Here is an 18,113-nt window from a genome sequence, read left to right as displayed (position 1 = left end):
TTCGACCTTGCCAGCGACAGATGCAAACAGCCTCTGACAAAACCCCACCCAGCCGGTAAAATCGCGTGTTTTGAACGCGTCAATGCTGGCAACCAAACGGATGCGCATCGTCCGCGGCGTTCACGCCGCCCAACTTCCCCCTACCGCACTCACCATCGGCAATTTCGATGGCCTGCACCTCGGCCACCGCGCCATGTTGGCCGAATTACGCGCCGCAGCCGCCGCACGTGGCCTGAAAACAGCGGTGCTGACATTTGAACCGCACCCGCGCGAGCTGTTCACCCCGGATACCGCCCCAACCCGCCTTACCAGCCTGCGCGAGAAAATCGAGCGGCTGGCGTCCGAAGGCATCGACTACCTGATCGTGCAGCGCTTCAACCGCGGCTTTGCCGGCATCGATGCCCTCACCTTCCGCGATGAAGTCGTCGCCAAGCAGTTGAACGCCCGCTATGTGTTGGTGGGCGACGATTTCTGCTTTGGCGCCAAGCGGGCCGGCGATTTCAAGCTGCTGTCGCAATCCTCCTGTTTCGAAGCCGCCAGCCTGCCCACCGTTGCTCTGCGTGAGCTGCGCATTTCCTCGACGGCTGTCCGCCGCGCATTGGCGGATGGCGATATGGAACACGCCACACAACTGCTCGGCCGCCCGTATTCGATTTCCGGCCAAGTGGTCGATGGCGACAAACTCGGCCGCGAGCTGGGCTTCCCTACCGCCAATATCCGCCTGCGGCATAACCGCCCGCCGATGCTCGGCATTTACGTGGTCGAAGCACATGGCCTGGAACAACCCATTCATGGCGTCGCCAGCCTGGGAGTTCGCCCAACAGTGAAAGGCGCTGGCGCCGCGCCGGTGCTGGAAGTGCACCTGTTCGATTTCAACCGGCAAATCTATCGCCACCATCTGCGCATCGACTTTCTGCACAAGTTGCGCGACGAAGCCAAGTTCGCCGGCCTGCCCGAGCTGATTACGCAGATTGGCAAGGATTGCGACGACGCCCGAGCCTGGTTTGCCGCCAGAGCGCCATTGTGAAGTGCAGCGCCTGACCCCACTTCTGACATAATCCCAACATATTCAAAGTCTTAACCTGAGTGCCCCATGGCTGACAACAAATACCCCGTCAATCTGCTCGACACGCCGTTCCCGATGCGCGGCGATCTCGCCAAGCGCGAACCGGGTTTTCTTAAGCAATGGCAGGACCAGCAGCTGTACAAGAAGCTGCGCGCCAAGTCGAAAGAACAAAACCGCCCGAAATTCATCCTGCATGACGGCCCGCCCTATGCGAACGGCGAGATTCACCTCGGCCACGCGGTCAACAAGATCCTGAAAGACATCATCGTCAAATCGAAAAGCCTCGCCGGCTTCGATGCCCCGTATGTACCGGGCTGGGATTGCCACGGCCTGCCGATCGAGCACCAGATCGAAAAGATCGCCAAGGGCGACAGCAAGGCGGTGAAGGCCAACCCGGACATCCATGCGCGCATGGTCGAATACCGCAAGGCCAACGGTCTGGATGCCAAGTCGCTGGAACTCACGCCTGCCTTTATCCGTGAGCTGTGCCGCGACTACGCCGCCAAACAAGTGGAAATCCAGAAAAAGGATTTCATCCGCCTTGGCATCATCGGCGATTGGGAAAACCCATATCGCACCATGGACTTCAAGACCGAAGCGGACATCGTGCGCACGCTCGGCAAGATCAACGCCAACGGCTACATGGTGAAAGGCCAGAAGCCGGTGCATTGGTGCGTCGATTGCGGCTCGGCGCTGGCTGAAGCCGAAGTCGAATACGAAGACAAAGTCTCGCCGGCGATCGACGTCGGTTTCCGGGTGGTCGATACCGCGGCGCTCTCGAAGGCCTTCGGTGGCGTCAACGTCGGCGACCAGTCAGCCTTCGCCGTCATCTGGACCACGACCCCGTGGACGCTGCCAGCCAATCAAGCCGTCACCGTCCATGCCGAACTGATCTACGACTTGATCGCAACCGAGAAAGGCCTGCTGATCCTGGCCCGCGATCTGGCTGAATCCGCGTTGCAACGCTACGACCTCGATGCCAACGAAGTCATCGCCCAAGCGCATGGCGCGGCGCTGGAAGGCCTGCAGCTGCAGCATCCGTTCTACGACCGCCAAGTGCCGATCATCCTCGGCGAGCACGTCACCATCGAAGCCGGCACCGGCCTCGTCCACACTGCCCCTGCGCATGGTCTGGACGATTATCTGGTCGGCCTCAAGTACAAGCTTCCGGTCGAAAACCCGGTCGGCAACGACGGCCGCTTCATCTCGACCACGCCGCTGTTTGCCGGCAAGACCGTCTGGGAAGCCAATCCGCTGGTGATCGCCCAATTGGGCGAGACTGGCGCACTGCTGGCCAACAAGAAGCTGGAACACAGCTACCCGCATTGCTGGCGGCACAAGACACCGATCATCTTCCGCGCCACCGCCCAATGGTTCATCGCGATGGAAAAGGAAGTGGCCGGCAGCACGCTGCGCGCCATCGCCAACCAAGCGGTTGAAGACACCGAATTCTTCCCGGCCTGGGGCCGTGCCCGTCTGGAATCCATGATCGGCAACCGCCCGGACTGGTGTATCTCGCGCCAGCGTAACTGGGGCGTGCCGATGACCTTCTTCGTGCACAAGGAAACCGGCGACCTGCATCCGCGCTCGGGCGAGCTGCTGGAACAAGTCGCACAACGCATCGAAAAGGAAGGCATCGAGGCTTGGTTCAAGCTCGATGCAGCCGAAATCCTCGGCGATGAAGCCAAGACTTATGAAAAGCTGAAAGACACGCTCGACGTCTGGTTCGATTCCGGCTCGACGCACTTCGCCGTGCTCAAGCAACGCGAAGAACTCGCATGGCCTGCGGACTTGTATCTGGAAGGCTCCGATCAGCATCGCGGCTGGTTCCAGTCGTCCCTGCTCACCGGCTGCGCCAGCGAAGGCCGTGCGCCGTACAAGCAGCTGCTCACCCACGGTTTCACCGTCGATGAGAAGGGCCACAAGATGTCCAAGTCGCAAGGCAACGGCATCGAACCGCAGGAAATCTTCAACACGCTGGGCGCGGACATGCTGCGCCTGTGGGTGGCGAGCGCCGATTACTCCGGCGAAATGTCGCTGAGCCAGGAGATTCTCAAGCGCACTACTGATGCTTATCGCCGCGTGCGCAACACCCTGCGCTTTTTGCTGGCGAATATCTCGGACTTCAACGCCACGCAGGTGTTACCGGCCAATGAGCTGCTGACGTTGGATCGTTATGCCCTGGTCGAACTAGCCGCGTTCCAGTCCCGCGTCACCGAGTTGTACGGCCGCTATGAATTCCACTCGGCCGTGCAGGAAATCCACCGCTATTGCTCGGAAGAGCTGGGTTCGTTCTACCTCGACATCATCAAGGATCGCCTCTACACCACCGGGGCCGATTCCGCGATCCGTCGTTCCGCGCAGACCGCGCTGTGGCACATCACGCAGACACTCGCTCGCCTGCTGGCGCCGATCCTCTCCTTCACCGCGCATGAAGTGTGGGATGTGTTGAAGGCGGCGGATAGCTCACTGGAAGACAACATCCAGCTGGCGACTTGGTACGCGGTTCCGGCCGTCGAGGGTGCCGATGCCCTGTCCGCACAGTTCGCCCAAGTGCGGGCCTTGCGTGCTGACGTGCTGAAGGAAATCGAAGTGCAGCGTGCTGACGGCAAGCTGGGCTCCAGCCTGCAAGCGGAAGTCGCCCTTGAAGCCAATGGCGAGTTGTACAGCGCGTTGGCAGCCCTTGGCGATGAACTGAAGTTCGTGTTCATCACCTCCAAGGCGATCCTTGCCCAAGGCGGCGAGACGGCGATCAAGGTTTCGCCTTCCACCGAGGCCAAGTGCGAGCGCTGCTGGCATTACACCGCCAGCGTCGGCAGCAATGCCGATCACCCTGGCTTGTGCGCCCGTTGCCACGGCAACCTGTTCGGTCACGGTGAGGCACGCGTTCATGCCTGAGTCGTTACTGAATAAACGCTTCTGGCTGTGGATTGGCGTGGCCTTGCTGGTCATCGTGCTGGATCAGGCCAGCAAACAGGCCATTGAAGCTGCGTTCATTTATGGCGAGATCAAGCCCGTCATCCCCGGCTTTTTCAACCTGACCCTGGCCTATAACCCCGGTGCAGCGTTTTCCTTCCTGGCAGATGCTGGCGGCTGGCAGCGGCACTTCTTCACTGTGCTGGCACTCGCAGTCAGCGTCTTTATCATCAACGTGCTGCGCAAACACTATGGCGAAACGCGGCTTTCGCTGGCGCTGGCGCTGATCATGGGCGGGGCGCTGGGCAATGTCATCGACCGCGTGGCGTTCGGTCACGTGATCGATTTCATCGATATTTACTACGGCATCAGGCACTACCCTTCATTCAACATCGCCGATTCAGCCATTTGCATCGGTGCTGCGCTCTTGGTGCTGGATAGCTTCCGCGGCAAGAAAAAGGAACAGGCATGACCACTTCGAAAAGCCCCGCCAAGAACATGCAGATCATCCTGGCGCAGCCGCGCGGCTTTTGCGCCGGCGTGGATCGTGCGATTGCCATCGTCGAGAAGGCGCTGGAGAAATACGGCGCGCCGATCTATGTCCGCCACGAAGTCGTACACAACAAGTTCGTGATCGAAGACCTGAAAACCAAGGGTGCGATCTTTGTCGAAGAGCTGACCGATGTGCCGGCCGGCAACACGTTGATCTTCTCCGCCCACGGCGTATCCCAAGCGGTGCGTGCCGAGGCAGCCGAGCGCGGGCTGAACATCTTCGATGCCACCTGCCCGCTGGTCACCAAAGTGCATCTGGAAGTGAAGCGCCTGCGCGAGCAAAGCTTCGAGATCATCATGATCGGCCACAAAGGCCATCCGGAAGTCGAAGGCACCATGGGCCAGGCACAAGGCGGCATGTATCTGGTCGAGGATGTGGCCGACGTCGCCGCGCTCGACGTGGCCGATGTCGAGAAGCTGGCCTTCGTGACCCAGACCACGCTGTCGGTCGACGATGCCCAAGTGGTCATCGACGCACTCCGTGCCCGCTTCCCACACATCGTCGGGCCGAAGAAAGACGACATCTGCTACGCCACGCAGAACCGCCAGGATGCCGTGAAGCAGCTGGCCCGCGAAGTGGACGTATTGATCGTGGTCGGCTCGCCCAACAGCTCGAACTCCAACCGCCTGCGTGAAGTCGGCGCCAATCTCGGCATCGACTCCTACATGGTCGACAACGAAACCGAGTTGAACCCGGCGTGGTTCAACGGCAAGGTGCGGGTCGGCGTCACGGCCGGCGCCTCCGCACCGGATGTGTTGGTGCAACAAGTGATCGCGAAGGTGAAGGAATTCGGTGCCGAGTCGGTTTCGCCGATGGAAGGCATTGAGGAAAATATCGTGTTCTCGCTGCCGAAGGGCCTTGCCTAACGGTTTTGCGGCGAATGCCGTTTTTTTAAGAAAAAACACCGCCTCCATTCAGAAGGCGGTGTTTTTTTGCAGCAAAGGTTTTGTAGGAGCGAGCTTGCTCGCGATAGCAATGTTGGATTATTCAATGTGGTCATCGCGAGCAAGCTCGCTCCTACAGGATGTGGCCAGCCAGCTGTATCCAACCCTTAAATCACCGCCTCAGCGAAATCATCCGGCCCATCCGCCAACGGCACCGCTACAGGCGAGGCTGCTGCGTCCCCCTCCAGCTGCACCTGCTCGATCTCGATAAAGCGGCGTGAAATCTTCTCGCTGGTGATGCTCACCTGCTGCACATCGTCGTTCGCCTGACGGATATGCATGGCGAGCTTCTTCATCCGGTCGTCGAAGCGGCCAAACTCCTGCGACAGCCGGCCCAGTGCCTCCTTGATGATGTGGACTTGCTTGCGGGTTTCCACGTCCTTGATCACCGCCCGCGCCGTGTTGAGCACGGCCATCAGCGTGGTCGGGGAGACAATCCAGACCCGCCGCACCATGGCGTGCTGCACCAGATCGGGGTGATAGGCGTGGATCTCGGCGAAGACCGCTTCGGCCGGTACGAACATCACCGCGCCATCGGCCGTTTCGTTCGGGATGATGTATTTGCTCGAAATATCGTCGATATGCTTCTTCACATCGATCTTGAACGCGCGGGATGCCATGGCGCGATCGATGCCGGCTTCGAACATGCGGTGGTAGTTCTCCAGCGGGAACTTGGCATCGACGGCGACCATACCGGTCGGCTCCGGCAGCTTGAGCAGGCAATCGGCACGTGTACCGTTGGAGAGCGTCGCCTGTAGTTCGTACACCTGCGCCGGCAAGACGTTGCGCACCAGATGTTCCAACTGCACTTCGCCAAACGCGCCACGGCTGCGCTTGTCGCCCAGCAGCTCCTGCAAGCTGACGACGTTGGTCGTCAGGCCATCGATCTTCTTCTGCGCCTCGTCGATGGTCGCCAAACGGGCCATCACGTTGGCGAAGGTTTCGTTGGTCTTCTTGAAACCTTCATCCAGCCGCTCGGTCACCTTGCCGGAAATCTCCGCCAGACGGCCATCGGCTGTCTTGGTCAGCTCGCCCACCGATTGCGTCAGTTGCTGCGTGCTGTTGGTGAGCATGCTCTGGACTTGCTCCATCTGCCGCTGTGATTGCTCGGCCAGCATCTGGCCCAGCTTCACCAATACGTCCTCGCGCAACTGATCCTGCTTGGTTTGCAGCACTTCCGAAATGGAGGCCAGTTGTTGCGATGTCAGCTCACGGCCTTCGGAGAGCGAGGTGGTCATCGCCAAGCGCAGCGTTGCCAGCGAATCGGTCTGGGTCGTCTGCAAGCGATTCATGCTCTCGCGCGTTTCCTGCAGCTCGCGGTTCACCCCCTCACGCAAGCGCTCGAAATTCTCGTTCATGGTGTCACGCAACCGCTCGCCGGAACGCGTCACGGTATCCGTGAGCAGATTGCCTTGCTGGGTGAGCGTGGCAAATTGGGCCTCGCTCTGCCGCGCCAAGCCTTGATGCAGATCATTCAACATCTCGCGATGGCGCGCTTCCAGCTCCTGCCCCAGCAACTCCAGCGCGGCGTGCTGACTGCGCGCCAGTTGCTGCAAACGCACGGCCACCAGTGCGCCGGCCAGCAAAACAACGATAGTGGTAATTCCAAATAACGATTCGAGCATAGCGAGGGTTCCAGGGTGCAGACCGTGATTCTAGTGCCTGCCTCTTGGCTGGCCCAGCACGGCAGTCAAAAACGCGTGGTCAAGCTGCGACAATCCGTACCGCGACCAGTGATGGCAACCTAAATTAGAATGAGCGCATTCACAGATCAGGAGGCCCCATGACGCAGCCCCGCATTGCCCCGAGCATTCTCTCAGCCGATTTTTCCCGCTTGGGCGAGGAAGTGACCAAGGTCATCGCCGCTGGCGCCGACCTGATCCACTTCGATGTGATGGACAACCATTACGTCCCCAACCTGACCATCGGCCCGATGGTGTGCGAAGCGATCAAGCCCTACGCCACCGTGCCGATCGACGTGCACCTGATGGTGCGCCCGGTCGACCGCATCGTGCCGAACTTCGTCCGCGCTGGCGCCAACATCATCACCTTCCATCCGGAAGCCTCGGATCACGTTGACCGCACCTTGGGCCTGATCCGCGATCATGGCTGTCAGGCCGGCTTGGTGTTCAACCCGGCCACCCCGCTGGATTATCTGGATTACGTGCTAGACAAGGTCGACATGGTACTGCTGATGTCGGTCAACCCCGGCTTTGGCGGGCAATCATTCATCCCTGCCATCCTCGACAAAGCCCGCGCCGCACGCGCCAAGCTGGATGCGTACAAGGACAAAACCGGCCGCCACATCCATCTGGAAATCGATGGTGGTGTGAAGGTAGAGAACATCGGCGAGATCGCCGCCGCTGGCGTGGATACTTTCGTGGCTGGCTCAGCGGTCTTCGGCCATGCGGATTACGCCGAGGTCATCCGGCAGATGAAGAGCGAAATCGCAGCAGCGACCGCTTAACGCGCCCTCTTCCTCGCATCACCCACCCACAGCCGGCAAATAGCCGGCTGTGTCGTTTGTCACAGCCGAATTTGCTTGTCACGCATTTTAAGGGAACAATCCATTCGCGATTACAACGCCGCAATGACAATTCTCTTCAGAAACTGGCTGCATGACGCTCTACGACCTTAAACCTCGCTTCCAATCGCTCCTCCGGCCCCTGCTGGCTTTTCTGCATCGCGCAGGCGTTACCGCCAATCAAGTCACCCTGTTGGCCATGCTGGCCTCCATTGCTCTTGGTGCATGGGTGGCGTTCTCGCCATTGCCAATTCACTTTCTCGCGTTGCCCGGCTTTCTGTTCGTACGGATGGCGCTCAACGCCATCGATGGCATGCTGGCACGCGAATTCAAGCAACAGTCCAAGCTGGGTGCGCTGCTGAACGAATTGGGCGATGTCATTTCGGATGCCGCGCTCTATCTGCCGTTTGCCTTGCTGCCGGATGCACAAGGCGCGCCGGTCGTGATCTTCGTGCTCTTCGCTGGCTTGACCGAATTCACCGGCACGCTTGGCCAGACCATCGGTGCCAGCCGCCGTTACAACGGGCCACTGGGCAAGAGCGACCGCGCATTTGTCATCGGCGCTTATGCGCTGTTGATCGCCTACTACCCCGCAGCATTGGCGTGGAGCGCGGTGCTGTTCTGGCTGCTGGCCGGCCTCTCGCTGCTGACCTGCCTCAACCGCGCCCGCGCTGCGCTGGCGGAAGCGCAATGAGCTTCCTGGCCCAAGCCCCCCGCGCGCTGGAATACGCTTTAATCGCCGTGTTCTGCCTGCTGGTCTTCGCCAGCACCACCATCGCGCTGCTGGCGCGTCGCTATCCGCACAAGAACTGGCTGGAACTCAAGCTACGCATCCGCACCTGGTGGTGGATCGTGGTGGTGTTCGTGCTAGCGATCTCGGTCAATCGCACCGTCTCGCTGCTGGTGCTCTCCTTCGTCAGCTTCCTCGCCTTCAAGGAATACCTCACGTTGGTGCCAACACGGCGTGAAGACCACATGCCGCTGTTCTGGGCTTATCTGGCGATCCCGGTGCAATACTTCTGGATCTGGGATGGCTGGTACGGGATGTTCATCATCTTCATCCCGGTCTACATCTTCCTGTTCCTGCCGATGCGCATGGTGCTGATCGGCGAAACACGCGGCTTTCTGCATGCGGCCAGCAGTTTGCACTGGGGCTTGATGACGACGGTGTTCAGCCTCTCCCACATGGCCTATTTACTGGTGCTGCCAACTGATGCGACCGGTTCGATGAAGGGCAACGGGCCGATGCTGGTACTGTATCTGGTCGCCCTCACCCAGCTGAACGACGTGGCGCAATACCTGTGGGGCAAAGCGCTCGGCAAGGCCAAGATCATTCCCAAGGTCAGCCCGAACAAGACCATTGCCGGCTTTGTCGGCGGCGCGGCCACGACCACGCTGCTGGGCTGGCTGCTCGGCCCGGTACTCACGCCGATGTCGCCACTCTATGCGGCAACTGCGGGGCTATTGATCGGTGTAACCGGTTTCATTGGCGACGTGGTGATGTCTGGCCTGAAGCGCGATCTGGGTGTGAAGGACACCGGCGACCTGCTGCCCGGTCACGGCGGCATTCTGGACCGACTCGATTCGCTCACCTACACCGCCCCGCTGTTTTTCCATTACCTGCGTTATCTCTATTACTGATGACGGATACGCCGCACCCCGAGGCATCTCCAACCACGACGCGCTGGTGGCAAACGTTGTTACGGCTGCTGTTCGTGGCAGGCGTGGCTTATCCGGTGACGCTGCTGTGGCTTGGGCTCACCGTGCGCCATCGCGAGCGGCTGCCCCTGCGCGGGCCGGCCATCATCGTCGCCAACCACAACAGCCATCTCGATATCCTTACGCTCTACAGCCTGTTTCCGCTCTCGCGCGTGCTGAATGTGCGGCCAGCGGCGGCGGCGGATTACTTCCTGACCAATCGCTGGCTGGCGTGGTTCGCCAGTCATGTGGTCGGCATCATTCCAGTGATCCGTGGCAGCGCGAGCAAATCGGTCCACCCGCTGGCCGGCTGCCACGATGCACTCGCGGCCGGGCATATCCTGATTCTGTTTCCCGAAGGCACGCGTGGCGAGCCGGAGCAGCTCTCCGAACTGAAATCGGGCTTGTGGTATCTCGCCCGCCGTTATCCCGACATTCCCATCGTGCCGGTGTTCATGTACGGCCTTGGCCGCGCCATGGCCAAAGGCCAGCATGTGCCGGTGCCCTTTTTCGTCGATGTCCACGTTGACCGCCCGATTGACTGGCACGAGGACAAAACCCACTTCAAGACCGAACTGCAAGCCCGTTTCCACGCTTTGCGACGCAAGGCAGCGGGGCACGGCAATCAAGGAGACACACACCATGCGCCAAGCTGAAGAGCACGTTTTCCAGACCTTCGACGGCGTCGAGCTGTTTTGCCGCCACTGGCCGGCAACCGGCAACGGCAAGCCCGAGCGGGCCATCGTGCTGTTCCATCGCGGCCACGAGCATTCCGGCCGCTTGCAGCACATCGTCGATGAGCTGGCGATGCCGGAAGTGCCGATGTTCGCCTGGGATGCACGCGGGCACGGCCGCTCGCCGGGGCAACGCGGGTTCAGCCCCAGCCTTGGGTCATCGGTACGCGATGTGGACGAATTCGTCCGCCACGCCGCACAAGTCTCCGGCGTGCCAATTGAAAATATCGTGGTCATCGCGCAGAGCGTTGGCGCAGTGCTGGTCTCGACCTGGGTGCATGACTACGCGCCGAAGATTCGCGGCATGGTGCTCGCCTCGCCGGCCTTCAAGGTCAAGCTGTACGTGCCATTTGCACGGCCAGGTCTATCGCTGATGGAAAAATTACGCGGCCAGTTTTTCGTCAACTCCTACGTCAAAGCCAAGTTCCTCAGCCACGACCCGGAGCGCATCGCCTCGTATGAAGCCGATCCGCTGATCACACGCCCGATTGCCTCGCACATCCTGCTGGCTCTCTATGAAGCTGCAGAACGGGTGGTCGCTGATGCCGGTGCCATCACCGTGCCAACGCAATTGCTGATCTCCGGTGCGGATTGGGTGGTGCATCACGGCCCGCAGCACGCATTCTTTGACCGGCTGGGCAGCGTGGTGAAGGAAAAACATGTGCTCGACGGCTTCTATCACGACACGCTGGGCGAGAAAGATCGCCACCTCGCCTTCGACAAGATTCGCGCCTTTATCGACCATCTGTACGCCAGCGAAGCCGTCCAGCCCGATTTGCTTGCCGCCGACCGCCACGGCCACACCGCAGAGGAATATCGCTCGCTGCAACAGCCGTTGTCGCCGCTATCGCCCAAACGCGTCTACTTCGGGCTGACCAAGCTCAATATGCGTGCCTTCGGCAGTCTCTCGAGCGGCATCAAACTGGGCCTGAAAACCGGCTTCGATTCGGGCAGCACGCTCGATTATGTCTACCGCAATCAGGTGGAAGGCATTACGCCGCTGGGCAAACTGACCGACAAGATTTATCTGGACAGCATCGGCTGGCGCGGCATCCGCAAGCGCAAACAGCATCTGGAGCAATTGATCGGCAGCGCTGCCGACCAGCTCAAGGCGCGCAACGAGCCGATCCGCGTGGTCGATATCGCCGCCGGTCACGGCCGCTATGTGCTCGATGCGTTGCAACAGATCCCCGAAGCCGAGCAAATCCTGCTGCGCGATTACAGCCCGATCAATGTCGAACAAGGCGGCAAGTTGATCGAGGCACGCGGCCTGGGGCACAAGGCGCGTTTTGTGCAGGGCGATGCATTTGATCGCGATAGTCTGTCGTCGCTCGACCCGAAACCGACGCTCGCCATCGTGTCTGGCTTGTATGAGCTATTCCCTGACAACGCGCCGATTCTCGCCTCGCTCAAGGGGCTGGCGGATGCGGTACCGGTCGGTGGCTACCTCGTCTACACCAATCAGCCTTGGCACCCGCAGCTGGAGCTGATCGCCCGTGCGCTGACCAGCCATCGCGACGGCCAACCGTGGATCATGCGCCGCCGCACACAAGCTGAGATGGATGCATTGGTCGAAGCTGCTGGCTTCAAGAAGCTCACGCAACGCATCGATGAGTGGGGCATTTTCAGCGTGTCACTGGCTGAGCGCGTGGCATGAGCGAGGTAACGCCCCGTCCGTGGAAGGCAGCCATCCTCTGGCTCGTTTTCCTCGGGCCGTTCTTCTTTGGCAGTTACGGCTTCGCCAATTACCACACGGCGAAACTGCCGTACGTTGCCAGCCTCGCCTTTGGCTGGGAGCAACACATCCCGTTCTTGCCTTGGACCATCGTGCCGTACTGGAGCATCGACTTCTTCTACGCGGCTTCGGTGTTCCTGTGTGTGACTCGACGCGAACTCAATACCCATGCGCTACGGCTGGCAACGGCGACGCTGGTGTCGGTTGCGGGTTTTTTGCTGTTTCCGCTCAAGTTCTCGTTCATCCGACCGGAAACGCACGGCGTGTTTGGCACGTTGTTCGCATCGCTGACCAGCTTCGATCTGCCCTACAACCAGGCACCGTCGCTGCATATCTCTTTGTTGTGGCTGCTGTGGCTGCGCTATGCAGCACATACCTCGCCACGCTGGCGGTGGCTGGTGCACGGTTGGTTTGCCTTGATCGGTGTATCGGTGCTGACTACGTGGCAACACCACTTCATCGACGTGGTCAGCGGCTTGGCGGTCGGCGTGGTGATCAGTTATGCCTTGCCCATGCCACCGCACGGCTGGCAACGCTGGCAAGCCGGCAATGCGCAACAGGCAAGGCGAGTCGGTTCGCTCTATCTAGTCGGCGCGGCGGCTTGCCTGTTGATTGCTGTGGCGTTGGGAGGCTGGGGCTGGCTGCTGCTCTGGCCTGCGGTGGCACTAGTGTTGGTAGCGCTTGGCTACCTCGCCCTCGGCCCGGCGATATTCCAGAAAGATGCGGACGGCCACAGCACGCTCTCGGCGGTGCTCTTGCTCGCACCCTATCGCCTGGGTGCATGGCCGTCCTATCGGCGCTACTTACCTCAGCTCGCGCCACCGGGCCGGGTGACGGAAGACGTGGTGATCTCGCACTATCCGCGCAAGGCGGAATTGGCCGGAATGACGGCCGTGCTGGACCTCACTGCCGAACTACCACGCAGCGCAGCAAGCTTGGTTTATGGAAGTTGCCCGCTGATTGATCTGGTGCCGCCGTCCCACGCTGAGCTGGAACGTGCCGTCAACGAACTGGAGCGCTTGCGGCAATCCGGCCCGGTACTGGTGCACTGCGCACTCGGCCTCTCACGTAGCGCCACAGTCGTCGCTGCATGGCTGGTCGCCAGCAAGCGCGAGCCGGATCTGGAACATGCAATCAGTCGTGTCCGTGCCGCTCGCGCCGGGGTGGTACTGCACGAGGGGCATAAGACAGTACTACGGGGTTGGGCGGAGGCGCGCACATGAGCGACGAGCAACTCGTCCATCCCAGCGCTGGCGGCGTGCTGATCGCGGTGCTGGCAACCTGCAGCCGGCTCGCGTGGCTATCATTTGGCGTGTTGATGCTGGCAGGTTTGGCGGTGTTGTTTGCACCGACGAGCAAATTCAGCCGCGAGCTGTCGCTGGTCGTCGTCCTGCTGGGCCTGATCGCGCAGTACTACGCCGCGCGGCTGTACTTTGATCGCCAGCTGTTTGTGGCGCTTTATGCCGAGAACGCAGACAGCGTGGCCTTTGATCATGCGTTGGAGGCACTCACCGGCAAACCAGCATTGCCGGCGCGTACCTTGGCAAGTCGCTGGCATGGCGTACGCCGCCTGATCCGGTATTTTCTGATCGTACTGACGTTGCAATTGGCCGCATTCGTCATCGCGCTGGCTGCCGCACGCTAAGCGCAAAGCCGCTGACGTAAAATGGCGCTTTGCTTGCCGGATACGCCCATGCCCATCACCGCTCTCGCCTTCGACCTCGACGGTACGCTTGTCGACTCTATTGCCGATCTGGCACGCGCCGCCAACCTTGCCCGAGCCGATCTTGGCCTCGCACCGCTTGAGGTCGCGACGGTGGAAAGCTATGTAGGCGATGGTGCAGCCAGTCTGGTGGCCCGTACGCTCGCGAATGATTACGCCGCCGAGTTCACCGGTACGTCATCGCAGAAAGAGGCAATGGCGCGATTCGACACGCACTACAAACAGGGCCTGAAGATCGCCACTGAGTTCTACCCCGCAGTGCAGGAAACCTTGCACACCTTGCACCAGCGGGGCTATCCACTCGCCATCGTTACCAACAAACCCGAGCGCTTTACCTTGCCGCTGCTGGCGTTGCTGGGCATTCACGAGCACTTCGATTGTGTAGTGGCGGGCGATACGCTGCCGCAGAAAAAACCGTCCGCCGAACCCTTGCTGCATGTCGCCGACAAGCTAGGTGTACCGCCGGGCGAGATGTTGATGGTCGGGGATTCAAAGAATGACTTGCTCGCAGCGCGTGCTGCCGGCTCGCCAGTCGTGATGGTCGATTATGGCTACGGCGAAAATGTCGCGGACATGGCTGCCGATGCCGTGATCAGCAACTTTGGCGAACTGTTGGACGTGATCGAACAGCTTAAGCTTTGAGCGATTCGATCAGCATCAATTCGTCCTCACTGAACCCGGCCTGCCGTCGCGCCGGGTAGTTCAGCGCGCCACGAATGGCCGGGGCCTCATGCTCACGCAGCAAGCGCACGAAAGTAGGGATCGGTTCAAGCCCACGTTGTTCGCAGCACCAATGAAACCAGCGGTTGCCGATCTGCACGTGGCCGATTTCGTCGCGAAGAATGATGTCGAGGATCTCGCAGGCTTTGCTATCGCCCGCACCAGCAAGCTTGGCGCGGATGGGCGGCGTGGCATCCAGCCCACGCGCTTCCAGAATGCGTGGCACCAAGCCCATCCGCACCAGTACATCACTTTCGGTTTTGACTGCCATCTCCCACAAACCGTTGTGAGCCGGGAAGTCGCCGTAGTCATAACCCAGCGATTGCAAGTGTTGCCGCAACAAGGTGAAGTGCAGCGACTCTTCACGCGCCACTTGCAACCAGTCGGCGTAGTAGGCATCCGGCATGTCGCGGAATCGGTAAACGGCATCCAGCGCCAGGTTAATGGCGTTGAATTCGATATGAGCGATCGCGTGCAGCAACGCCGCCCGCCCCTCGTCACTATTCATGCTGCGTTTAGTCAGCTCGTTTGGTGTCACCAGCAGCGGTTTCAGAGGCCGGCCCGGCACTGGCACGGAGATCACTGCAGGTGCCACATTTCGCTGGAAATCGGCGCGAAGCGACGCCACCGAGGCCACTTTGGTCGCCGGATCACATTCCATTAACGCCGCAAACACAACGTCATACATATTTGTATGTTCAGTTCCCATAAATCATGGTGATTAATTCACAAAATGTCGGTCGAATAGTTACGGGCACGTCATCGTCGCGAATTTTAAGATGACAGCAACATTCGGCCCTTCGCGGGGCAGCTATCCGACAGGAGAACACCATGTCTGCCAAAATCGTCAATCCGCGCGACATCCGCCAGCATCTGGGCATGAACCAGCAAGAATTCTGGGGCAAGATCGGCGTGACTCAAAGCGGTGGCTCGCGCTACGAAAGCGGCCGGGCAATGCCGAAACCGGTGCGCGAACTGCTACGCGTGGTGCACATCGAACGAATCGACCTCGCCCAACTGGAACGCGACGATGCCAAGGTGCTGCAATACCTGAAGTCGCACCGGCCAGAACTCTACAAGTTATTGCTCGAAGCCAGCACGCAGGAAAAAGCGCCTGCCAGCCTCGAACGCGCAACTGCCCGCCGCTAAACCGCTAGCGTCCAACCCAGTACCGTCAAACGCTCAGTTTGACGGTCAGCCCTAACGCCCTGATCTGCGCCGCCAGCGCTTCCATCCACGCCGCTGGCGCGGCGGTCAAACGCGGCGCTTCTGTCTGCATGGATGGCCGAGCCAATCCATATAGCAAGACACCCTCAATACGAATGCCCTGTGCAGGCAAGCAAGCCAAATAGTCGAGATATGCGGTGATTTCGGCTTCGCTCGGCAATGCGCCATCCAAACCGAACATGCAGGTCTGCACCCAAGTCGGGCAGGCTGCGCAGGCCGCCGCGAGATGGCGCGTCACCGCCGCCCGATTCAGCTGCACTTGATTGGTGACGCTGAAGCCATCCTGCGGCGCGCGATCAATCTTGAACCAGACCTCCCCACCCAACGCACGCATACCTGCAACGGCCTGCTGAACCTGCGCCTTGTAGAACTGACTACCATTGCTGATCAACACCAGCTTGACCGCGCCAAGCAGACCAAAGCGGGTCAGTACTTCACCGACCAGCGCCACCGCTTTGGGAAACTCAGCGCTCATCGTCGGCTCGCCATTGCCGGAAAACGCCACGTCGTTCAAGCGCCGCACACCTTCCGGCACCCGCTGCAGCATGAAATCGCCATGGACGATGTCATCGAGCATGGTCACGAGTTCGGATTCGAGCTGGACAAGGTCAATGGGCGGCGGCCCGCCGCGTTTGAGATCGGGCACCTGGCAATACAGGCAGCGCCAGTTGCACGCATTGTTGGGGTTCAGATTGATGCCGATCGATACACCGCCAGCACGCCGGGACACCACGGGATACACATAAGTAAAACCCGCGCTGTCACGGTCGTGATTGTCGGTACGCAGCGCGATGGACGACAGCTTGCTATTTGTCATTCGACTTTTTGTCGTTCGCCTTTGCGCGAATCAGCAGCACCGGAATGGGGGTCTGATGCATCACCCCTTCTGCGACGCTACCAAGCAGCAAGTGTGTCAACCCACCGTAGCCATGCGTGCCCATCACAATCAGCTCCGCGCCCCACTTCGCCGCATCCTCAACGATGGTCTTGGCCAGGTTGCCACCCCATGCTTCCAGCAGTTCCGTTTCGGCTTCCACGCCCTCTTCTTTCAAACGGTCGCGCTGGGTATCCAGCGTCCGCTGCCCTGCTCGGCGTAGCGCCTCTTGCAGCTGGGGTACGTCGAGGAACTCGTTGGCGCTCCAGGCAAACTGGGCCAGATCGATCACGTGTACGAGCCTGACACTGGCACGTTGATCCTTGGCAAAACGGCTGGCTTCCTTGAGTGCTGCGGCGCAGGTATCGCTATCATCCACAGGCACCAGAATTTTCTGATACATGATGGCCTCCTTGGCTTGATCGTTATTACAAGTCTAGCAGAGCCGCCGGTTGCGGGCGCAGGGGGTAGCCCTTACACTTGCTCGATTTGGCGCAAACTCATTTGTAATGCCCCGCCTCAAACTCGCCCTTCCCGAATACGTCGATTACTCGACCACGCTTACGGTGCGCATCACCGATCTGAATTACGGTGGTCATCTGGCCAATCAGTCCTTGCTCGCACTCCTCAACGAAGCGCGTGTCGGTTTTCTGGCGCGTTTCGGCTTTGACGAGCTCGGCACATCGACCCGGCCCGGCATTATCCTGGCGGACGTAGCCGTCACCTACCGAAGCGAAGCATTTGCCGCAGAGCAATTGACGATCGAGGTCGCAGCGGATGAAATGGGACGCACCGGCTTTGATCTGTATTACCGTGTGAGCGCCGGAACGCGCCCTGTGGCGGATGCCAGAACCCGTATCGTATTTTTTGATTACACTGCTCGGAAGTCGGTTGTCATACCTGCCGGTTTCGTTGAGTCACTACAAGCTGCAAGGAAATTCCCATGAAAAAATATGCCAATAACAGCCCGGAAGCGATGGCCCGCATTCTGGTCATGCAAATGATGTGTGACGGTAACTTCGATCCGGAAGAAATCGACGAACTGGAACATCTGCGGGTCTACGAAGCACTCGACATCAGCCGCAAGGGCTTCATCACCGTCCTGCAGGACTACTGTAATGACGTATCCGACGAAGCCGACGATGAAGGCCAGATCAAGCTGATCGACCGCGAACGCATCGATGCCTTGCTCGATACCGTGGATGACCCGAAAAAGCGTTTGTTGCTGGCCGCACTGGCACTTGACCTCTCCAAAGCCGACGATGACTTCAGCCCGGCCGAACTCGCCGTATTCGGGCACATGCTGAATCGCTGGCACTTGAGCCTGGATCAACTGCAAGCTGCATTCGCCGGCGATTGATTCTGGTCTGGCGACCCGCACCGGTTTGATGCAAATTGC

At 60.1% G+C, this 18,113-nt stretch carries 19 protein-coding genes; 15 read left to right on the top strand and 4 right to left on the bottom strand.

The genetic code is table 11. The annotated features are described in order from the left end of the window. Positions 1-82 precede the first annotated feature (82 nt). The 4 genes from BR41_RS12645 to ispH all read left to right on the top strand — a co-directional run bounded on the left by BR41_RS12645 (position 83) and on the right by ispH (position 5,401). Entirely contained in the window at positions 83-1,027 is a 945-nt protein-coding gene (locus BR41_RS12645) for a bifunctional riboflavin kinase/FAD synthetase (RefSeq protein ID WP_245615878.1), read from the top strand. A gap of 66 nt (positions 1,028-1,093) precedes the next feature. Further along, positions 1,094-3,964, top strand: a complete 2,871-nt coding sequence (gene ileS / locus BR41_RS12640) for an isoleucine--tRNA ligase (RefSeq protein WP_035057009.1) — start codon at positions 1,094-1,096, stop codon at positions 3,962-3,964. After that, entirely contained in the window at positions 3,957-4,454 is a 498-nt protein-coding gene (gene lspA / locus BR41_RS12635; RefSeq protein WP_035057006.1) for a signal peptidase II, read from the top strand. Before ileS ends, lspA begins: the two co-directional genes overlap by 8 nt. Continuing rightward, a complete protein-coding gene (gene ispH / locus BR41_RS12630; protein WP_245615876.1) occupies positions 4,451-5,401 on the top strand; it encodes a 4-hydroxy-3-methylbut-2-enyl diphosphate reductase in 951 nt (316 codons plus the stop codon). Before lspA ends, ispH begins: the two co-directional genes overlap by 4 nt. Positions 5,402-5,586: 185 nt before the next feature. On the opposite strand, the gene BR41_RS12625 is transcribed toward ispH, so the two are convergent. After that, positions 5,587-7,104: a DNA recombination protein RmuC gene (locus tag BR41_RS12625; RefSeq protein ID WP_035057004.1), complete on the bottom strand. Its 1,518-nt coding sequence runs from the start codon at positions 7,102-7,104 to the stop codon at positions 5,587-5,589. 158 nt (positions 7,105-7,262) lie between these two features. On the opposite strand from BR41_RS12625, the gene rpe reads away from it, so the two are divergent. From rpe to BR41_RS12585, 8 genes are all read left to right on the top strand, one after another. Then, positions 7,263-7,946, top strand: coding sequence for a ribulose-phosphate 3-epimerase (rpe, locus tag BR41_RS12620; RefSeq protein WP_035057003.1), 684 nt, complete (start codon positions 7,263-7,265; stop codon positions 7,944-7,946). A gap of 151 nt (positions 7,947-8,097) precedes the next feature. Beyond that, a complete protein-coding gene (locus BR41_RS12615) occupies positions 8,098-8,697 on the top strand; it encodes a CDP-alcohol phosphatidyltransferase family protein (RefSeq protein ID WP_035057001.1) in 600 nt (199 codons plus the stop codon). Beyond that, positions 8,694-9,644 carry a phosphatidate cytidylyltransferase gene (locus BR41_RS12610; RefSeq protein ID WP_051710854.1) on the top strand — a complete coding sequence of 317 codons (951 nt, stop codon included), beginning with the start codon at positions 8,694-8,696 and terminating at the stop codon, positions 9,642-9,644. The genes BR41_RS12615 and BR41_RS12610 overlap by 4 nt, the downstream gene beginning before the upstream one ends. Continuing rightward, a complete protein-coding gene (locus BR41_RS12605; protein ID WP_051710851.1) occupies positions 9,644-10,357 on the top strand; it encodes a lysophospholipid acyltransferase family protein in 714 nt (237 codons plus the stop codon). The genes BR41_RS12610 and BR41_RS12605 overlap by 1 nt, the downstream gene beginning before the upstream one ends. After that, positions 10,344-12,092 (top strand): bifunctional alpha/beta hydrolase/class I SAM-dependent methyltransferase, encoded by a 1,749-nt coding sequence (locus tag BR41_RS12600; RefSeq protein ID WP_035056998.1) that lies wholly within the window; start codon positions 10,344-10,346, stop codon positions 12,090-12,092. The genes BR41_RS12605 and BR41_RS12600 overlap by 14 nt, the downstream gene beginning before the upstream one ends. Then, positions 12,089-13,393: a phosphatase PAP2/dual specificity phosphatase family protein gene (locus tag BR41_RS12595; protein ID WP_035056996.1), complete on the top strand. Its 1,305-nt coding sequence runs from the start codon at positions 12,089-12,091 to the stop codon at positions 13,391-13,393. Before BR41_RS12600 ends, BR41_RS12595 begins: the two co-directional genes overlap by 4 nt. Continuing rightward, positions 13,390-13,815: a hypothetical protein gene (locus BR41_RS22980; protein ID WP_051710849.1), complete on the top strand. Its 426-nt coding sequence runs from the start codon at positions 13,390-13,392 to the stop codon at positions 13,813-13,815. Before BR41_RS12595 ends, BR41_RS22980 begins: the two co-directional genes overlap by 4 nt. A gap of 48 nt (positions 13,816-13,863) precedes the next feature. Continuing rightward, positions 13,864-14,535, top strand: coding sequence for a phosphoglycolate phosphatase (locus BR41_RS12585; RefSeq protein ID WP_035057172.1), 672 nt, complete (start codon positions 13,864-13,866; stop codon positions 14,533-14,535). Here the strand turns inward: BR41_RS12585 and BR41_RS12580 are convergent. After that, complete coding sequence (locus tag BR41_RS12580; RefSeq protein WP_084187123.1) at positions 14,525-15,322, bottom strand: ferritin-like domain-containing protein; 798 nt, start codon at positions 15,320-15,322, stop codon at positions 14,525-14,527. The genes BR41_RS12585 and BR41_RS12580 overlap by 11 nt on opposite strands. A gap of 122 nt (positions 15,323-15,444) precedes the next feature. Between BR41_RS12580 and BR41_RS12575 the strand changes: the two genes are divergently transcribed. Next, positions 15,445-15,762, top strand: a complete 318-nt coding sequence (locus tag BR41_RS12575; RefSeq protein WP_035056993.1) for a helix-turn-helix domain-containing protein — start codon at positions 15,445-15,447, stop codon at positions 15,760-15,762. Between the two features lie 25 nt (positions 15,763-15,787). Here BR41_RS12575 and BR41_RS12570 read toward each other — a convergent pair whose 3' ends face one another. Both BR41_RS12570 and BR41_RS12565 read right to left on the bottom strand, forming a co-directional pair. Then, positions 15,788-16,657 carry a radical SAM protein gene (locus BR41_RS12570; protein WP_051710845.1) on the bottom strand — a complete coding sequence of 290 codons (870 nt, stop codon included), beginning with the start codon at positions 16,655-16,657 and terminating at the stop codon, positions 15,788-15,790. Next, on the bottom strand, positions 16,647-17,117 hold the full coding sequence (locus tag BR41_RS12565) for a universal stress protein (protein WP_035056990.1): 471 nt from the start codon (positions 17,115-17,117) through the stop codon (positions 16,647-16,649). The genes BR41_RS12570 and BR41_RS12565 overlap by 11 nt, the downstream gene beginning before the upstream one ends. 106 nt (positions 17,118-17,223) lie before the next feature. Between BR41_RS12565 and BR41_RS12560 the strand changes: the two genes are divergently transcribed. Both BR41_RS12560 and BR41_RS12555 read left to right on the top strand, forming a co-directional pair. After that, entirely contained in the window at positions 17,224-17,661 is a 438-nt protein-coding gene (locus BR41_RS12560) for an acyl-CoA thioesterase (protein WP_035056988.1), read from the top strand. Beyond that, positions 17,658-18,074 (top strand): hypothetical protein, encoded by a 417-nt coding sequence (locus BR41_RS12555; RefSeq protein WP_035056985.1) that lies wholly within the window; start codon positions 17,658-17,660, stop codon positions 18,072-18,074. Before BR41_RS12560 ends, BR41_RS12555 begins: the two co-directional genes overlap by 4 nt. The last annotated feature ends 39 nt before the right edge of the window (positions 18,075-18,113 follow it).

The organism is Andreprevotia chitinilytica DSM 18519 (assembly GCF_000711875.1).
Taxonomy (GTDB): domain Bacteria; phylum Pseudomonadota; class Gammaproteobacteria; order Burkholderiales; family Chitinibacteraceae; genus Andreprevotia; species Andreprevotia chitinilytica.
Note: the sequence above shows the minus strand (reverse complement) of the source record. Positions and strands in the feature narration are given on the sequence as shown.

Coding starts and splice junctions, on each gene's coding strand:
- BR41_RS12645 (WP_245615878.1), top strand. CDS start 83: ATGCTGGCAACCAAACGGATGCGCATCGTCCGCGGCGTTCACGCCGCC.
- ileS (WP_035057009.1), top strand. CDS start 1,094: ATGGCTGACAACAAATACCCCGTCAATCTGCTCGACACGCCGTTCCCG.
- lspA (WP_035057006.1), top strand. CDS start 3,957: ATGCCTGAGTCGTTACTGAATAAACGCTTCTGGCTGTGGATTGGCGTG.
- ispH (WP_245615876.1), top strand. CDS start 4,451: ATGACCACTTCGAAAAGCCCCGCCAAGAACATGCAGATCATCCTGGCG.
- BR41_RS12625 (WP_035057004.1), bottom strand. CDS start 7,104: ATGCTCGAATCGTTATTTGGAATTACCACTATCGTTGTTTTGCTGGCC.
- rpe (WP_035057003.1), top strand. CDS start 7,263: ATGACGCAGCCCCGCATTGCCCCGAGCATTCTCTCAGCCGATTTTTCC.
- BR41_RS12615 (WP_035057001.1), top strand. CDS start 8,098: ATGACGCTCTACGACCTTAAACCTCGCTTCCAATCGCTCCTCCGGCCC.
- BR41_RS12610 (WP_051710854.1), top strand. CDS start 8,694: ATGAGCTTCCTGGCCCAAGCCCCCCGCGCGCTGGAATACGCTTTAATC.
- BR41_RS12605 (WP_051710851.1), top strand. CDS start 9,644: ATGACGGATACGCCGCACCCCGAGGCATCTCCAACCACGACGCGCTGG.
- BR41_RS12600 (WP_035056998.1), top strand. CDS start 10,344: ATGCGCCAAGCTGAAGAGCACGTTTTCCAGACCTTCGACGGCGTCGAG.
- BR41_RS12595 (WP_035056996.1), top strand. CDS start 12,089: ATGAGCGAGGTAACGCCCCGTCCGTGGAAGGCAGCCATCCTCTGGCTC.
- BR41_RS22980 (WP_051710849.1), top strand. CDS start 13,390: ATGAGCGACGAGCAACTCGTCCATCCCAGCGCTGGCGGCGTGCTGATC.
- BR41_RS12585 (WP_035057172.1), top strand. CDS start 13,864: ATGCCCATCACCGCTCTCGCCTTCGACCTCGACGGTACGCTTGTCGAC.
- BR41_RS12580 (WP_084187123.1), bottom strand. CDS start 15,322: ATGGGAACTGAACATACAAATATGTATGACGTTGTGTTTGCGGCGTTA.
- BR41_RS12575 (WP_035056993.1), top strand. CDS start 15,445: ATGTCTGCCAAAATCGTCAATCCGCGCGACATCCGCCAGCATCTGGGC.
- BR41_RS12570 (WP_051710845.1), bottom strand. CDS start 16,657: ATGACAAATAGCAAGCTGTCGTCCATCGCGCTGCGTACCGACAATCAC.
- BR41_RS12565 (WP_035056990.1), bottom strand. CDS start 17,117: ATGTATCAGAAAATTCTGGTGCCTGTGGATGATAGCGATACCTGCGCC.
- BR41_RS12560 (WP_035056988.1), top strand. CDS start 17,224: ATGCCCCGCCTCAAACTCGCCCTTCCCGAATACGTCGATTACTCGACC.
- BR41_RS12555 (WP_035056985.1), top strand. CDS start 17,658: ATGAAAAAATATGCCAATAACAGCCCGGAAGCGATGGCCCGCATTCTG.